General features: G+C 69.4%; 15 protein-coding genes. 6 read left to right on the forward strand and 9 right to left on the reverse strand.

The window, feature by feature from the left end; all coding sequences use genetic code 11:
* The first annotated feature begins 26 nt into the window (after positions 1-26).
* A complete protein-coding gene (locus ACFXI3_RS37540) occupies positions 27-230 on the forward strand; it encodes an antitoxin (protein ID WP_378406111.1) in 204 nt (67 codons plus the stop codon).
* Between the two features lie 860 nt (positions 231-1,090).
* On the opposite strand, the gene recQ is transcribed toward ACFXI3_RS37540, so the two are convergent.
* Entirely contained in the window at positions 1,091-2,938 is a 1,848-nt protein-coding gene (gene recQ, locus ACFXI3_RS37545) for a DNA helicase RecQ (RefSeq protein WP_344284983.1), read from the reverse strand.
* Between the two features lie 242 nt (positions 2,939-3,180).
* On the opposite strand from recQ, the gene ACFXI3_RS37550 reads away from it, so the two are divergent.
* Positions 3,181-3,615 (forward strand): DUF6314 family protein, encoded by a 435-nt coding sequence (locus tag ACFXI3_RS37550; protein ID WP_378406113.1) that lies wholly within the window; start codon positions 3,181-3,183, stop codon positions 3,613-3,615.
* Between the two features lie 68 nt (positions 3,616-3,683).
* Here the strand turns inward: ACFXI3_RS37550 and ACFXI3_RS37555 are convergent, their stop codons facing one another.
* Positions 3,684-3,833, reverse strand: a complete 150-nt coding sequence (locus ACFXI3_RS37555) for a hypothetical protein (protein WP_344284989.1) — start codon at positions 3,831-3,833, stop codon at positions 3,684-3,686.
* Positions 3,834-4,083: 250 nt separating this feature from the next.
* Here ACFXI3_RS37555 and ACFXI3_RS37560 point away from each other — a divergent pair, with 250 nt between their 5' ends.
* Positions 4,084-4,590: a DUF664 domain-containing protein gene (locus ACFXI3_RS37560; protein ID WP_378406115.1), complete on the forward strand. Its 507-nt coding sequence runs from the start codon at positions 4,084-4,086 to the stop codon at positions 4,588-4,590.
* 263 nt (positions 4,591-4,853) lie between these two features.
* On the opposite strand, the gene soxR is transcribed toward ACFXI3_RS37560, so the two are convergent.
* Positions 4,854-5,321: a redox-sensitive transcriptional activator SoxR gene (soxR, locus tag ACFXI3_RS37565; RefSeq protein WP_344284995.1), complete on the reverse strand. Its 468-nt coding sequence runs from the start codon at positions 5,319-5,321 to the stop codon at positions 4,854-4,856.
* Positions 5,322-5,416: 95 nt separating this feature from the next.
* Between soxR and ACFXI3_RS37570 the strand changes: the two genes are divergently transcribed.
* Positions 5,417-5,977, forward strand: a complete 561-nt coding sequence (locus ACFXI3_RS37570; RefSeq protein ID WP_344284998.1) for an NAD(P)H-dependent oxidoreductase — start codon at positions 5,417-5,419, stop codon at positions 5,975-5,977.
* Between the two features lie 379 nt (positions 5,978-6,356).
* Here the strand turns inward: ACFXI3_RS37570 and ACFXI3_RS37575 are convergent, their stop codons facing one another.
* Positions 6,357-7,592, reverse strand: a complete 1,236-nt coding sequence (locus ACFXI3_RS37575) for an FAD-dependent oxidoreductase (RefSeq protein WP_378406118.1) — start codon at positions 7,590-7,592, stop codon at positions 6,357-6,359.
* 55 nt (positions 7,593-7,647) lie between these two features.
* Here ACFXI3_RS37575 and ACFXI3_RS37580 point away from each other — a divergent pair, with 55 nt between their 5' ends.
* Positions 7,648-8,247, forward strand: a complete 600-nt coding sequence (locus ACFXI3_RS37580) for a TetR/AcrR family transcriptional regulator (RefSeq protein ID WP_378406120.1) — start codon at positions 7,648-7,650, stop codon at positions 8,245-8,247.
* On the opposite strand, the gene ACFXI3_RS37585 is transcribed toward ACFXI3_RS37580, so the two are convergent.
* The 3 genes from ACFXI3_RS37585 to ACFXI3_RS37595 form a co-directional block, all read right to left on the reverse strand.
* Positions 8,244-8,726, reverse strand: a complete 483-nt coding sequence (locus ACFXI3_RS37585; RefSeq protein WP_378406122.1) for a hypothetical protein — start codon at positions 8,724-8,726, stop codon at positions 8,244-8,246. The two genes, ACFXI3_RS37580 and ACFXI3_RS37585, sit on opposite strands and share 4 nt — an antisense overlap.
* The gene (locus tag ACFXI3_RS37590; protein ID WP_378406132.1) at positions 8,723-10,069 is read right to left on the reverse strand and encodes an ATP-binding protein; all 1,347 of its coding nucleotides are present in this window, start codon (positions 10,067-10,069) and stop codon (positions 8,723-8,725) included. The genes ACFXI3_RS37585 and ACFXI3_RS37590 overlap by 4 nt, the downstream gene beginning before the upstream one ends.
* A gap of 76 nt (positions 10,070-10,145) precedes the next feature.
* Positions 10,146-10,826: a response regulator gene (locus ACFXI3_RS37595; RefSeq protein WP_378406124.1), complete on the reverse strand. Its 681-nt coding sequence runs from the start codon at positions 10,824-10,826 to the stop codon at positions 10,146-10,148.
* A 112-nt stretch (positions 10,827-10,938) separates the two neighbouring features.
* Between ACFXI3_RS37595 and ACFXI3_RS37600 the strand changes: the two genes are divergently transcribed.
* On the forward strand, positions 10,939-11,835 hold the full coding sequence (locus ACFXI3_RS37600; protein ID WP_344285013.1) for a phosphatase PAP2 family protein: 897 nt from the start codon (positions 10,939-10,941) through the stop codon (positions 11,833-11,835).
* A 31-nt stretch (positions 11,836-11,866) separates the two neighbouring features.
* Here ACFXI3_RS37600 and ACFXI3_RS37605 read toward each other — a convergent pair whose 3' ends face one another.
* The gene (locus ACFXI3_RS37605; protein WP_378406126.1) at positions 11,867-13,480 is read right to left on the reverse strand and encodes a DUF4157 domain-containing protein; all 1,614 of its coding nucleotides are present in this window, start codon (positions 13,478-13,480) and stop codon (positions 11,867-11,869) included.
* A gap of 108 nt (positions 13,481-13,588) precedes the next feature.
* Positions 13,589-14,563, reverse strand: coding sequence for a pirin family protein (locus ACFXI3_RS37610; protein ID WP_378406128.1), 975 nt, complete (start codon positions 14,561-14,563; stop codon positions 13,589-13,591).
* Positions 14,564-14,793 lie beyond the last annotated feature (230 nt).

Genomic DNA, 14,793 nt, shown 5'->3' on the forward strand with positions numbered 1-14,793 from the left:
TTCCGCAGGGGAAGGGACTTTGAGCGATGGCTCTGATGAAGAAACTCACCGTGCTGGCCGGTGCCGCGAGCGCCGTGTCGTACGTCCGGAAGAACCCGCAGAAGGTCAACGAGGCCGTGGGCAAGGCGGCGCGTTTCGTGGACGAGAAGACCAACGGCCGCTACCACTCGCAGATCTCCGGAGCGGTGCGGAAGGTCGCGGACACGACCCGTCCTCGAACGGCCGAGTGACGCTGGTTCTGGCTGGAGGCTGTCTGGGGGAGTAGGCAGTGGCCGCGCGGGCTTCGAGCGGTCTTGGGGTGGGCTAGGGGTGCGGGCTCGGGGTGCGCTTCGCGTGCGAGAGCCCGCGGTCTGGGGTGCGTGACCTGTGGAGAAGCTCGGGGCCTGTTCGCGCCGGTGCTGCCGCAAGGCTGGGGCGTGGTCGCCCGCGGGCGCATGTTCGAGGGGCCGCGCGGTCAGATCAGGATCGCTGGCGGGTGAAGCCTGGGCTCGCGCGGTGTCTGCGGATACCGGTCGACATTCCGGATGATCCCCGACTTTCGGCAGCATCGGCGGGACTGCGTCAGCTCGACGGCCTGCCAAGTCTTGGCTGGTCACTCCGCCAGCCGGTTCACAGTTCTGCCGGACTGCCTGCCGAAATGAGCAGGGTTCGTCGCTCTGCCGTGGTTTCGTCCTCCGGCAGCAAACCCTAAGCCTCTCGCTCCGAGTCGGCTCCAGCTACCGTATGCAACCGGTCCCGGCGAGGGTTCCCAGCCAGGAGACGCTGGCCTCAGTTGCCGTACACGACCCAGCCCGGCGGGAGTTCCCGTCCAAGGCGACCTCTGCGAGAGTTCCCGGCCAGGAGACCCTGGCTCCAGTTGCCGCACGCAACGTGTCCCGGCGAGGGTTCCCAGCCAAGGCGGCCACGGCGAGCGTTAGGGCCAGGAGACCCCGGCTCCAGCTGCCGCACGCGACCCATCCCGGCGAGTGTTCCTGTCGAAGGCGACCCCGGCGAGAGTTCCCGGCCAGGCAACCCCGGCGAGAGTTCCCGGCCAGGCAACCCCGGCGAGAGTTCCCGGCCAGGCAACCCCGGCCCAAGCTCCGCGCCAGCCTCACTCCTCGGCCAGCGTCGCCAGCACTCCCTCCCCGTACTTGGCCAGTTTGCTCTCGCCCACCCCGCTCACCGTGCCCAGCGCGTCGAGCGTCGTCGGCATCAGCGTGGCGATTTGGCGCAGCGTGGCGTCGTGGAAGATCACGTACGCCGGAACCCCTTGTTCCTTCGCCGTGGCCCCGCGCCAGGCGCGCAGGCGCTCGAAGATCGGCGTCGCTTCCGCTGGCATGTCGACCGGAGCGGCCGCTGCCGTGCGGCGGGACGTTCGCGGGGCACGCGCCGGGCGTTCGGGTTCGCGGCGCAGCTGTACTTCTTGCGAGCCGTTCAGCACCGCGGCCGAACCTTCGGTCAGCACCAGCGATCCGTAATCCCCTTCCACCGCAAGCAGGTTGCGCGCCAGCAGCTGCCGTACTACCGCGCGCCACTCCGGTTCGCGCAGTTCGGTGCCGATGCCGAAGACCTTCAGCGTGTCGTGCTGGAACTGGGTGACCTTCGGAGTCGTTTTGCCGAGCAGGATGTCGATGATCTGGCCGGCGCCGAAGCTCTGCCGCCGTTCGTTGCGGAGACGGACCACTGTGGACAGCAGCTTCTGTGCGGGAATAGTGCCGTCCCAGCGTTCCGGCGGGGTCTGGCAGGTGTCGCAGTTCCCGCACGGCTGGCCGGACTGCCCGAAGTACGCGAGGATCTGCGTCCGTCGGCATTCGACCGTCTCGCACAGCGCCAGCATCGCGTTCAGGTGCCGGGCCTGCAGGCGGCGGTGCATCTCGTCGCCCTCGGACTTGTCGATCATTTTGCGCAGCTGCATCACGTCTTGCAGCCCGTACGCGAGCCAGGCGGTCGACGGCTGCCCGTCGCGGCCCGCGCGGCCGGTTTCCTGGTAATAGCCTTCCACGGACTTCGGCAGGTCCAGATGCGCGACAAACCGGACGTCCGGTTTGTCGATGCCCATGCCGAACGCGATCGTGGCGACCACGACGAGCCCTTCCTCGCGCAGGAACCTCGACTGGTTCTTCGCACGGGTCGACTTGTCGAGCCCGGCGTGGTAGGGCAGCGCCGGGATTCCGTTCTGCACCAGGAAATCCGCCGTCTTCTCCACCGACGCGCGGGACAGGCAGTAGACGATCCCGGCGTCGCCCTGGTGCTCGGTGCGCAGGAGTTCGAGCAGTTGCTTCTGCGGCGAGTTCTTCGGCACGATCCGGTATTGGATGTTCGGCCGGTCGAAGCTCGCCACGAAGTGCTTCGCGTTGTCCAGGCCGAGTCGCTGCGAGATTTCCTTGTGCGTGGCCTCGGTCGCGGTGGCGGTGAGCGCGATCCGGGGCACGTCCGGCCAGCGTTCGTGCAGCGACGACAGCATCAGGTAATCGGGCCGGAAATCGTGGCCCCATTGGGAGACGCAGTGCGCTTCGTCGATCGCGAACAGCGCGATCTTGCCGCGGTCGAGCAGGCGGACGGTGGATTCGACCGACAGCCGTTCGGGCGCGAGGTAGAGCAGGTCGAGTTCTCCCGCGACGAACGCGTCCTCGACCTCCTGCCGCTGCGCGAAATCCTGGGTGGAGTTGAGGAATCCGGCGCGCACGCCGACGTTGCGCAGCGCGTCGACCTGGTCCTGCATCAGCGCGATGAGCGGCGAGATCACCACGCCGACGCCCGGCCGCACCAGCGCCGGGATCTGGTAGCACAGCGATTTCCCGCCGCCGGTGGGCATGAGCACCAGCGCGTCGCCGCCGGAGATCACGTGCTCGACGATCTCCGCCTGGTCGCCGCGGAACGCGTCGTAGCCGAAGACGCGCTGCAAGGTCTCGAGAGCGGGGGAACGGGTGGCCTGCTCGGCCAGATCGGGGTGCGCCACGCGGCCGATTCTAGGGCGGCGGGCCGTCCGGGCGAGCCTGCCCCGCCGGGTTCGGCGCGAGAGTCCCCATCGCACCGGCCGTTTCCGCGCGCTGCGGAGGGTCCGGTTGCGCAGGGTGAACAGCGGGACGACTGGTGACAGCCGGGATGACGGGACCCTTCGCGCCACCCTCGTGACAGACGGTGCCGAGCCGGGTGTCCCGCTGCCGTTCGCGTTCGGGCGGGAGGCGCACAATGGGATCCGTGGCTTTTCCGATCAATGACCTGACCGGGTATTTTTCCGGCGAATGGCGGCTCGCGCGCGAAATCGTCGACGTCGACGGGGCGGCGATGGGCGAGGCGAGCGGCCGCGCGACGTTCACTTCTGACGACGGGGTGCTCGTCTATCGAGAGTCGGGAGAGCTGCAGCTCGGAGCGCATCGCGGACCGTTCGTCCGGACGCTGCACTATCGGCCTGCCGGAGGTTCCCGTGCCGCGGTGCACTTCGACCACGGCGGGTTCTTCCACGACTTGGACCTGACGACCGGGGAGTGGACGGCCGATCACCCTTGTGCCGCCGACTGGTATCGAGGCGCGTACCGCGTGCTCGACGATCGCCGGTGGGAACAGGAATGGGTCGTGACCGGGCCGGCCAAGGACCACGTGATCACGAGCCGGTTCACGCGGCTGGACCCGTAACCGTCAGTTGGATTCCGTACTGCTGCGCTCGAGATCCTGCGGATATCGAAGTGGCTGTCCCGCGTGGACTACTTGCGCCGGTTGCGCAGAATCACCAGCAGCACCACTATCGCCGAGACCGCGCAGGCGGCGGTGATCACCATGCCCGCCCAGGCGGGAATCGCGATACCGGCGATGTTGTCGAAGCCGGGCAGGGCGCGGGGCGCGGTGATCGCCACGGGGCCCTCCGTTCGCGTCGTCGGCGTGCAGATCGCTTGCGCGCCGGATTTTACCCGACGCCGGACGATGCTGTCAGGTCCGAAGTGGACGGTCCCGGTCACCGCGGGTGATGAGCGGATTTTCCCGTGCTGAAGCCGGTTCGGCGGGTGCGAGCGGACCCCTCGCGCCGCTGGAGTCACAGTGCTGGGCAGAGCCGGATCTTCGAGGCATGATCGAGGCAAGCGCACGACGACGGAGGAGGAGCGCGAGATGAATGTGGCCGATCTGCTCGTGGACGGATTCGGCCGGGTGCGGGAAGTGGTGCACCAGGCAGTCGACGGGCTGACCGCGGAGCAACTGGCGGCGCGCCCCGGTCCGGAGGCCAACTCGATCGGCTGGCTGGTTTGGCATCTGGCGAGGGTGCAAGACGACCACGTCGCCGGCGTCGCGGGCACCGACCAGCTCTGGACGGCAGCGGACTGGCGCGAGAAATTCGACCTGCCCTTCCCTGCCGGCGACATCGGCTACGGGCACAGCAGCGAGGACGTGGCCCAGGTGCGCCCGGAGTCGCCGGATTTGCTCACTGGCTACTACGACGCCGTGCACGAGCACACGGTGTCCTGGGTGACCGGCCTGGACGCGGCGGCGCTGGACCGGGTGGTCGACGAAGCCTGGAACCCGCCGGTGACCTTGGGAGTGCGGCTGGTCAGCGTGCTGTCGGACGACCTCCAGCATGCCGGACAGGCCGCTTATGTGAGGGGGCTGCTGCTGGGATGACGATGCCGGAGTGACTGCCGCACCGGGCGAGTGACCGGTCCTGCTCGGACAGCGGTGGCTGGCTGTTGTCCGGTGAGCGCGCGGACGTAGGTGCCGGACGAGGGCGGCGAGAATCGGGCTGGATGCGCGTGCAACTCGGCCTGTTGCTGACTTGTGCGCTGTTTGGGCGGGCTGGCAAACCGTTGCGGCGCCGGGGTTGACGAAGCTGGCGAGGTCTCGCATGGTGTGCAGCCGTGCTGTGAGAACTCGCCAGCCGCGAGGTCTCACTCGTACCCTGTTCCCCGGTGGTCCGGCAGCCTTCGCGGGCCGGGGCCGTCGTGGCCTAGTTGGTCGTTCGGGTTGGCCAGGCGGCATTTCGCCAGGGACATGCAGCCGCAGCCGATGCAGTCGTTCAGTTGGTCTCGGAGTTGTTCCAGTTGGCGGATGCGCTGGTCCAGGTCGGAGCGCCAGCAGGACGAGATGCGGGACCAGTCCGCGCGGGTCGGGGTCCGGTCGTCCGGCAGGAGCGCGAGCACCTCGCGGATCTGCGCCAGCGGCATGCCCACCCGCTGCGACATGCGGATGAACGTGACCCGCCGCAGGGTGTCGCGGCGGTAGCGGCGCTGGTTGCCCGCGGTGCGCCTGCTGCGGATCAGGTTTTCGTCCTCGTAGAACCGCAGGGCCGACGCTGGTACGCCGCTGCGGTGGGAGAGTTCGCCCACGGTCAGTTCGGGCAGCTCCGTCTTCGCCATGCGCTCAGCATAGCTTGACTTAAAGGGAGGTTGAAGTTCGAGACTCTCTTCCGGAGGCGGGAAACCTGTTCCGCCCCGGGAAAAAGGAGAATAACGTGTCCGAAGCTCCGGTCCGGCTCGCTGTGCTCGTCGGCAGCGCCAGGGAAGGGCGGTTCGCCCCCACGGTCGTGCGCTGGTTCGCCCGCCAGGCCGACCGGCACGGCGGGTTCGAGATCGACATCGTCGACGTCGCCGAGATCTCGTTGCCGCTCGCGATGAACGGCGAGGGGGCCGCGCCCGTCGCCGCCCGGCTTGCGGCGGCGGACGCGTTCGTCGTGGTCACGCCGGAGTACAACCACAGTTACCCGGCCGCGCTCAAGAACGTCCTCGACTGGTTCCGCGGCGAATGGCACGCCAAACCGGTCGCTTTCGTGTCCTACGGCGGGATTTCCGGCGGGCTGCGCGCGGTCGAGCACCTCCGTCCGGTCTTCGCCGAGCTGCACGCGGTCACCATCCGCGAGACGGTGAGCTTCCACGGCGTGCACGGCCGGTTCGGGGAGGACGGCGAACCGCTCGACCCGAGTGCCGAGACCGCGGCGAAGGCGTTGCTCGACCAGCTCGAATGGTGGGCGCGCGCGTTGCAGGACGCTCGGTTGGTGCGGGCTTATCCGGCGTGACCGGGGCCAGGGGAGGTCGGCGCTTAGGCGGGCATTGAGGCGGGTCGGCGCGGGAAGGCAGTCAGCGGTGCGGTGCCATGGGGCCTAGCTGGTCCAGCACAGCTCTCCGGTGCCGGACCGGCGGGGCCAGCGCATTCCGAGCCGATGCTGGCTTGGAGCGGCGAATCCGAGGAATCGGCTAGTGCTCCAGACACATTCTCCGGCCGACTCTCGCACGCGGAGCGTGCATCGCCCTGGGCAGGTGTGAGTCCGGGGCCGCGTCGCAGACCGCGGCGTGGCCCCGGCATGGAGCTCAACCCGCAGTCTTCGGCCGACATCGCCTGGTCAGGTGGTGGGCCCGGGGCTGTGTCGCACCAACGCCACGGCCCCGGCAAGAAGCTCAACCCACCAAACCGTCCACAGTAGACCGTCGAGCGAAAGCCGGTGCGTGCTCCGGTCGCAACCCGACACCGCCCAGATAGGCCGTAACCCCGGAAAGTGCCGGGAACCGTTGCAGCACTCGCATCGGTGTGGGCAATCGGTCCAGGGTTCCGTCGAGTGCGGGACGCAACAGCATGTCGTGTTCGCCCCTCTGGCTGGTCTGCACCGCGACAGTCGGCAGCAATCGACGGCGGCGTACGGCGGCCAGGCGGGACACGGGAACTTCCCCGCGCCGCAACGGTTCCGCGAGGAGTCTTGCGGTGGCGACGGCGTCCTGCACGGCGAGGTTCACCCCGACGCCACCCACCGGCGACATCGGGTGTGCCGCGTCGCCGATGCACAGCGCGCCCGGCGCGTGCCAGCGCGGAAGCAGGCCCATGGTCACTTCGAGCAGCTTCACGTCGTCCCATGAATGCACAGCCGACAACTGCGCGGGCGTCCAGTCGAACAATTCGCCCAGTCGTGCGCGGAATCCGGAGATGGGACCGGAACGTAGCAAAGCATCAGAGCCGCGGGGGATGAGGTACGAGGTCTGGTAGTAGTCGCCGCGGTCCATCGTCACTGAGGCGTATCCGGGGCCGAACCGGGCGAACACCCCCTGTTCGCCCGGTCCGGCTTTCGGCACTCGCACCTGCCAGACGTCCATCGGGACCTCCGACTCCCGCAGTGCGAGGCCGAGTTCATGGCGCACCGTCGACCAGCGGCCGTCGCAACCGACCGTGAGCGGAGCGGTCAGTTCGTGGACCACGTCGGCGTCGTCGCGGTAGCGGACTCCGGTGACGCGTCCGTCTCCGCGAAGCAAGGAAACGACGGAAGCGCCCATGCGCAGGGTGAATTTCGGCTCGGCGGCACCGGCTTCGGCTAGCAGGCCCAGGAATTCGGCTTGGGGCACCATCGCGATGTGCCGGTGCGGGCCGCGGAGTCTGCTGAAGTCGGCGGCTATCACGGTCTGCCCGCCGATCTCCATTTTCATGCGTTCCAGGACCGAACGGGACAGGGCGGCGAACTGGGCACCAAGGCCCAACTCGTCCAGCAGGCGCAGCGTCGACGGGTGGACAGTGTCGCCGCGGAAATCCCGCAGGAAGTCCGGGTGCTTCTCCAGCACCACCACCTCGACCCCGGCCCGCGCCAGCAGCAGGCCCAGCATCACGCCGGCCGGTCCGCCCCCGGCGACCACGCATCCGGTCCGTTCCATCAGGACTCCAATCTTAGAGACACTCTAAGTTTAGAGTAACGCTAAGATCCACGCCATGACCGGGTTGCGGGAAGAGAAGAAGCGGCGGACCCGCCAGGCACTGATCGAGGCGGCGCTCACCCTGTTCGACGAGCAGGGCTACGACGGCACGACCGTCGCCGAGATCTCCGCGCGGGCGAAGGTCTCTCCGGCGACGTTTTTCAACTACTTCGCCACCAAAGAGGACGTCGTCTTCGCGGACCAGCATCTTTACGACGAGGTGGTGGACGGGGTGTTCGCCGCGGCGGAACCCGGCGAGCAGGTCGCCGAGCTGGTGAAAAAGACCGTGCACTCGCTGGCGACGGCGGAGGCGTGGAGTTTCCCGCTGGACCATCCGCTCACCGAGGTGCGCACCCGGCTGCTCGCCGGCGTTCCCGCGTTGCGCGCCGGATATCTGCTGCGCAACGCCGAGGTGGGCGATCGCTGGGCGGAGAAGCTCTACGAAGCGTGCGCGCCGCAGCTGGATCGGGTAGAGGCTGCCGCGTTGACGGGTGCGGTGCTGGGTGCGCTGGAGGCGGCGTTGCGGCAGGTGCGGGACGGAAGCAGCGCGACGGAAGTCGTCCTGGCGACCGTCGACCGGGTCGTGTACGGGTTTCTGCCCGGGAAGAAAAGCTAGTTGCAGTACAGCGATTCGAGCTTGGTGTCCGAGGCCACCACGGTGATACCCGTGCCGACCGGCTGCCCGGACGCGGCCAGCGACGCCGACACCGTGCAGACCACCTGCTGCAGACCGATCGGATACAGCAGTTTCATGGATTCGGAGACGGTCACGGTCACCGGCTGGGTCGAGGTGTCGACAGTGACGTGCCGGCCGGGCGAGAGCATCGAGTAGAAGCCCTGTTGTTCTTCTACGCGCGTCGGGCCGCCGAACAGTTCCGTCAGCACCGTGGTGGGGGTCGCGTCCCGCGCCCAGTCGCGCTGCACCGGGCTGAGCTGCCCTGCGTAGACGAAGTAGAGCGTGATTTGCGGACGCGGCGCGCCCAGCTGGAATCCGCCGGGTGCTTCGCCGGCGGGGACCACTCCGGTCGGCTGGACGCCGCAACCGGCCAGGAGCAGGACCGAAATCAGTGCGAGGAAGAGCCGGGGAAGTTTCATCGCTCCTCCTGCGCGGTGCGGGGCAGCCGGAGCGTGAACCTTGCCCCGTCGCCGGTGTTTTCCGCTTCGATGTCGCCGCCGTGCAGCCGGGCGTTTTCCAGCGCGATCGACAATCCGAGGCCGCTGCCGTCGGACCGGGCCCGCGAGGTGTCCGCCTTGGCGAAGCGGTCGAAGACCTTGGGCAGCACCTCTTCGGGGATCCCGGGGCCGTGGTCGGTGACCGTCAGGGAGACGGTCGCGTCGTCGGCGCTCAGCTGGATTTCGACCGGCGGCGCGCCGTGGTGCAGGGCGTTGCCGACGAGATTGGCGACGACCAGGTCGAGCCGCCGCGGGTCCGCGGGCACGGTGACGTTCGGCAGGTCGGCCGCGACGGAGTCGGTCCAGCCTCGGGCGGCGAGAGTGTTCGTCACGGCCTGCGCCAGGTCGACCTCCTCGACGCGCAGCTCGGCCCGTCCGGCGTCGAAGCGGGAGATCTCGACCAGGTCCTGCACGAGCCGGGTCAGCCGGCGCGTTTCGGAGGACACCAGCCGCGCGGCTACGGCGGTGTCCGAGGGCAGCTGGTCGGCGTCCTCGTCGAGGACGTCGGTGACCACGTTCATCGCCGCCAGCGGCGTGCGCAGTTCGTGCGAGACGTCGGCGACGAACCGGCGCGCGTCGGCCTCCATCTCGCGCAGCGAACCGACGGTGCGTTCCAGCTCCGCGGCGGTGTGGTTGAACGTGGTGACCAGTTGGGCCAGTTCGTCGGAACCCTTGGCGGGCAGGCGCACGTCGAGCTGCCCGTCGCCGAGTTTGCGGGCCGCCGAGTTCAGCGCGCGCACCGGCTGCAGCACCTGCCGCGCGGCCAGCAGCGCCAGCGCGACCGCGATCGGCAGGGCCAGCGCGGTCATCTGCCACGCGCGCGTCGCCAGCTGGTCGATCGCGGCCTGCTGGGCGGCCAGCGGCACCGTTTTGTAGACCTCGATACCGGTGTGTTCTCCCCGCGTCGCGCCGTAGCGCAGCAGCGGCATCCCGATGTAGAGCACCGGACGCCCGCCCTCGATGACCCGCTGGAACTGGACGCTGGTCCCGCCCGCGACCGCGGTGCGCAGCCCGGCGGGTACGTCCGCCGGATTCAGCCCGACGCGCGAATGCAGCGAGCCGAACACGACCGTCGTGACGCCTTTGAGCGAACTCGCCATGTTGTCGAGCTGCCGCTGGTCGGGCGGGAGCGTCAGCTGCGGCAGGTACGTCCTGACCTCGTCGCGCAGCTGCACCATCGCCGGATCCTGCACGCCGGCCAGGATCGTGTTGCGCGCGGACACGTAGCTCGCGCCCGCCGCCGCGCCCGCCCCGACCAGCGTCATCGCCGCGAACGCCAGCACCAGCCGCAGGCGCAGCCCGGACACCCACGACCGGAGCCGCTTCACCGCCTGGCCCGCCTCACGAGCGACCGAACCGGTAACCGAAGCCGCGCACGGTCTGCACGTGGTCCGGCCGCGCCGGGACGTCCTCGATCTTCGCGCGCAGCCGCTGCACGCAGGCGTCGACCAGGCGGGAATCGCCGAGATAGTCGTGCCCCCACACCGAGGCGAGCAGCTGGCTGCGGCTGTACACCTGGCCTGGCGTGCGCGAGATCTCCAGCAGCAGCTTCAATTCGGTCGGCGTGAGCGAGACCTGCTCGCCGTGCTTGCGCACCAGCATTCCGGCCCGGTCGATCACCAGGTCGCCGTGCTGTTCGGGACCGGCGGCACCGGGCTCGGGAGCGGTGCGCCGCAGCACCGCGCGGATCCGGGCGTCGAGCACGCGCGGCTCGATCGGCTTCACGACGTAGTCGTCCGCGCCCGCTTCGAGGCCGGCGACGACGTCGAAATCGTCGCTGCGCGCGGTTAGCATGATGATCGGCACCTGGCCGAGCGCGCGGATCCGGCGGCAGGTCTCGAAGCCGTCGATGCCGGGCAGCATCAGGTCGAGCACCACGAGGTCCGGCGCGCGTTCGCGCAGCTGCGCGACGCCGTCCTCGCCGGTCGCGGCGGTGTGCACGGTGTGTCCTTGACGGCGCAGCGCCAGCTCCATGCCCTCGCGCACGGACGCGTCGTCCTCGACCACCAGCACCACAGCCACAGTGGCCATTATTCGGAATGCCCGCGGATTCGCGCGAGCCGGGCGGATCTTGTAGCGAAACCATGACACAGCTCTGACGAGATCCCGAAATCCCGCGGCCAGGCTCGAAGGCATGGCAGTGCTGACTCCTGAAACGCCGACCGTGCCCCTGTCCGCGCCCCGGCACGCGCTCGCCCCTCGACGGCGCTCGCGGACCGCCGTGCTGGTCGCGGCCGCGATCGGGTTCGCGGGCGCGTTCGTCGTCGCCTACCTGCTGTTCGTGCGCACCGAGGCCGGGCAGCGCGCGGAGGACGGGGTGGTCCGCTTCGCGCAGAACCTTCCGCGGTCCACTGTGGACTGGGCGCGCCCGCTGGCCGGGATCGACGGGGTCGAGGTGTTCGGCGCGGCCGGGATCGTCATCGTGGCGCTCGCGGTGCTGCGCAAGCGGTTCGCGCTCGGGGTGACCGCGCTGGTGCTGTACTTGCTGCCGCTGGCCGCCGCGCAGCTGCTCAAGATCTACCTGCTCGACCGGCCGGACGTCGGTTCGGCCGGAGCCCCGCACCACAACAGCTTTCCGAGCGGGCACGTGAGCGCGGCCACCGCCGTGCTGCTGGCACTGGCCGTCGTGCTGCCCGCGCGGTTCCGTACCTGGGTGCTCGCCGTGGGTGCGCCCGGCGTCGCCTGGGTGGCCGCGGCGACCGTCGCGCTCAGCTGGCATCGCCTGTCGGACACCGTGGGCGCGTGCCTGCTGGTGGCCGCGGTGGTGTCGGCGGGCGCGGCGGTCGTCTCGGCGAGACGTCCGGACGGCGGGCGGATTCCGGTGGTGCTGACGGCGGTCGCGCTGCTCGCGCCGTCCGCGGTGGTGCTGGGCGGATACGTCGTGCTGGCTTCGGCGACGTCCGTGCCCGCACGGTTCGTGGCGGCGCTGGTGCTGGCGGCGTTGAGTGCGGTGGCGGTGGTGTTGCTGGCGGCCGGACCACTCCGGCGGGTGAACTTCGATCCGTCCGGGGCGCGGAACCGGTTGCGTTAGGCGGACGTCCTTTCCCCAAGCGGCGACTCTTTCAGGGCCGTTCGAGGAAGACGTTCCTGAGCACGTCCGCGAACGACTGCAGTTCGACCTGCCGTTTCTGTGCGGCGTCGTGCTTCTTGATTTCGTCGGACCGAGTGTTTCCGAGCGTTTCGATGAGAATGACGTTCATCGCGGGGCGGCTGCCGGCCGCGCTGGAGCCGTACATCCCGAACGTCACGCCTTCCTGGTGAGCCACCGACTGCGTGGGATAGGTGACGCTGCCCCGCTCGTTCAGCGGGGCGCGCGCCCCGCCGGCGATCGCCTGTTTGCCCATCTCGCGGGCCAGCGCGAGATCGTCCCCTTCCGGAGTGACCGTGGCTCCGGTCTTGTCGGTGACGGCGGGCTGGTCGTGCCCGGGCCGCGGGTCGGTGGACACGCCCGCGTTGGGACCGCCGGTCACGCCGTGGACCATGGCGATCCGCTCCGGACGGAATCGGTCGACCAGATCGAGCAGCACGAGGTTTTCCGGCAGGACCGGCCGGTTCTGCGCGTCGAGCGGCCGATGCTCCTTGTCGACCGGGGCGACGGTGTCCGGCCGGACGGGGTTGTTGTTCGCGTCGATCGGCCCCTGGTGCTCGTCGACCTTGCTGCTGGCCACTTTTCCGCGAGCGGGCAGATTCCGGTTGGGGTCGATGCCGCCCGGGGATTGCCGGCTGCGGGCCGCGTAATTCGCGGGGAACAGCGTGGGCACGACGATGACGCTGAAGGTCGGTACGCGCGGTTTGCCCTGGGCATCCGGCGTCCGGAGGATCTGTAGCAGCATTTCGACCACCTGGACACCGGCGGCTTCGGTGCCGTGCACGCCGCCGACGATCATGGCGTGGCGGTTGGTTTTCCCGGGGAAGTAAAAGGCCTGGATCGGGTTCGGACCGTGGCCGACGTCGAAACTCGCCTCGATGTTGCCGGGTTCGGGATCCCAGTGACCCGCGCTGGCCCGGCGCTCGCGTTCAGCGAAGGCACCGGTCGTCCAGCGCGGCTCCGCACCGTGCGCGGCCAGTTCCTTGGCTAGCCAGCGATCGTCGGTGTCGCCGGGAAAATTCCGGTCGATCCAGGGGCCAAGATCCGGATCCTGAGTGATCGGACCTCGCGCCCGCAGCCTGGTGAAGACGCCGCCCTTGCCACCAGTGCGTAGGTCGGTCGTCAACTCGTCGGTGAGCGGGCTTCGGCGGAGCACCACCGGACCCGCGGAGACCGGGGCTCGTCCGCCCGCGGCCACTCGGCGGGCGTCGCGTTCGGTGCTGTCCTCAGTGGTGCCGACGCGCAAGTTCGCCGGAGCCGGCGCGGTCGCCTGTTGCTGGGTGTGGGCGAGTTCGTGGGCCAGCAGACGATGGCCCGCAGCGGAGAGCGGCTGGTAGCGGCCGGTGCCGAAGACGATGTGCTGGCCGACCGTGTAGGCGGCGGCGTCGACCGCTGCGGCCGACTCGGCGGCGCGCGGGTCCGTGTGCACCCGGACTTCGCTGAAGTCGCAGTCCAGTTCGGAGCCCATCACGGCCTGCGTCTCCGGCGCGAGCGGCTGACCAGGGGAGCTGAGGACCTCGTGCACGATCGGCGGCGCGGCGGCAGGTGCTTCGTTCCGCCGCGACGACGCGGCAAAGGCCCCATCCATGACAACGCCCCTCACCGTGCCGACGCGATCGCCACCAGCCTCCCGGCGGACCGTCACCACGGCGTCACTGTTGCGGGAGAGGGGGCCTTCCGCTGCGGAAACCAGCACTCACGAGGGGTTGCGGCGCGGTTTGATGCGCACGGCGGGCAGCGGGGGAGCGGGCAGCCGCGCGGGGCCGCCGGGATAGGGCTCGATCGCGCCGAACTGGTAGGAATTCGCTTCCCACGCCTCGCGGTATTCGGCGATCTCGTCGTGGCTGCGGCCGACGAAGTTCCACCACATCAGGATTTCCTCGCCGAACGGCGGGCCGCCGAGCACGATCAACCGGGCTGGCTCGGATCCGGGGTTGTGCAGGTCAAGCGTCGTCGCCCCGGTACCGAGGTAGCCGAGCTGCGCCCGCTGCAGCGGAGTGCCCGCGAAGGTGACTTCTCCGGTGTCGAGAAGGACGCCGTGCTCGAAGGACGGGTCCGCGTCGAGGCTGAGCTCCGCGCCCGGCTCGAGGACGATTTCCGCGCCCAGCAAGGGAGTGAACGTCTTCACCGGCGAGGTTTCCCCGGCAAGGGAGCCGAGGAAGACGCGCGCGGTGGCACCGTCGAGTTCGGTGGCCGGCGGAGCGTAATGCTGGAAGTCGCGGGCGGTGTGCCGGTGCTCGTCCGGCAGCGCGACCCAGAGCTGGACGCCGTGCAGCGTGGTGGTTTCCGGGGTCGACACCTCTTCGTGGCAGATGCCGTGCCCGCCGGTCATCAGATTCAGCTCGCCGGGTCGGACCATCGCGTGCGAGCCGAGGCTGTCGCGGTGTTCGATCTCGCCGGTGAACAGCCAGCTCACCGTTTGCAGACCAGTGTGCGGATGCGGCCCGACAGACATGCCGCCGCTGACGGAGGTGTCGTCGGGGCCGTAGTGGTCGGCGAAGCACCAGGCCCCGATGAGGGAACGCTGGCGCTGAGGGAGAGTACGGCGCACCGGCATCGCACGCGGACCACCAAGCGGCACGGAGCGGGCGTCGAGGATCTCGACCTTGCCAGGCGCAGCAGGCCCCTCGCCGCAGGTGAGTTCAGCTGGTTCGGCCTCGACGTTACTCATGCCCGACACGATAACCGCCCGCGCGCGAGTTCCCTCTCAGCTGTCCGTGAGGGGAACCCTCACGGACTCTGAGTCCCTCAGGGTTCCCCTCACGACCTTTCGCGAACCGCACCCGACGCACCCAACGTTCGAGGCACCCGGCCCTGCCCCAACCCCGATACGAAGCCTCCTCTGCGGTCTGGGGGTGGGTTTCAACGCAAAATTAACCCCAAGAAAAAAACCCCCAGACC

This window comes from Amycolatopsis sp. NPDC059235 (assembly GCF_042754125.1).
Classification (GTDB): Bacteria; Actinomycetota; Actinomycetes; order Mycobacteriales; family Pseudonocardiaceae; genus Amycolatopsis; species Amycolatopsis albidoflava.

Bases quoted from the DNA above. Each gene is read 5' to 3' on its own strand.
- ACFXI3_RS37575 (WP_378406118.1), bottom strand. From the start codon at position 7,592: ATGGAACGGACCGGATGCGTGGTCGCCGGGGGCGGACCGGCCGGCGTG.
- ACFXI3_RS37560 (WP_378406115.1), top strand. From the start codon at position 4,084: ATGAATGTGGCCGATCTGCTCGTGGACGGATTCGGCCGGGTGCGGGAA.
- ACFXI3_RS37605 (WP_378406126.1), bottom strand. From the start codon at position 13,480: ATGGATGGGGCCTTTGCCGCGTCGTCGCGGCGGAACGAAGCACCTGCC.
- ACFXI3_RS37540 (WP_378406111.1), top strand. From the start codon at position 27: ATGGCTCTGATGAAGAAACTCACCGTGCTGGCCGGTGCCGCGAGCGCC.
- ACFXI3_RS37590 (WP_378406132.1), bottom strand. From the start codon at position 10,069: ATGACGCTGGTCGGGGCGGGCGCGGCGGCGGGCGCGAGCTACGTGTCC.
- ACFXI3_RS37585 (WP_378406122.1), bottom strand. From the start codon at position 8,726: ATGAAACTTCCCCGGCTCTTCCTCGCACTGATTTCGGTCCTGCTCCTG.
- ACFXI3_RS37600 (WP_344285013.1), top strand. From the start codon at position 10,939: ATGGCAGTGCTGACTCCTGAAACGCCGACCGTGCCCCTGTCCGCGCCC.
- soxR (WP_344284995.1), bottom strand. From the start codon at position 5,321: ATGGCGAAGACGGAGCTGCCCGAACTGACCGTGGGCGAACTCTCCCAC.
- ACFXI3_RS37610 (WP_378406128.1), bottom strand. From the start codon at position 14,563: ATGAGTAACGTCGAGGCCGAACCAGCTGAACTCACCTGCGGCGAGGGG.
- ACFXI3_RS37580 (WP_378406120.1), top strand. From the start codon at position 7,648: ATGACCGGGTTGCGGGAAGAGAAGAAGCGGCGGACCCGCCAGGCACTG.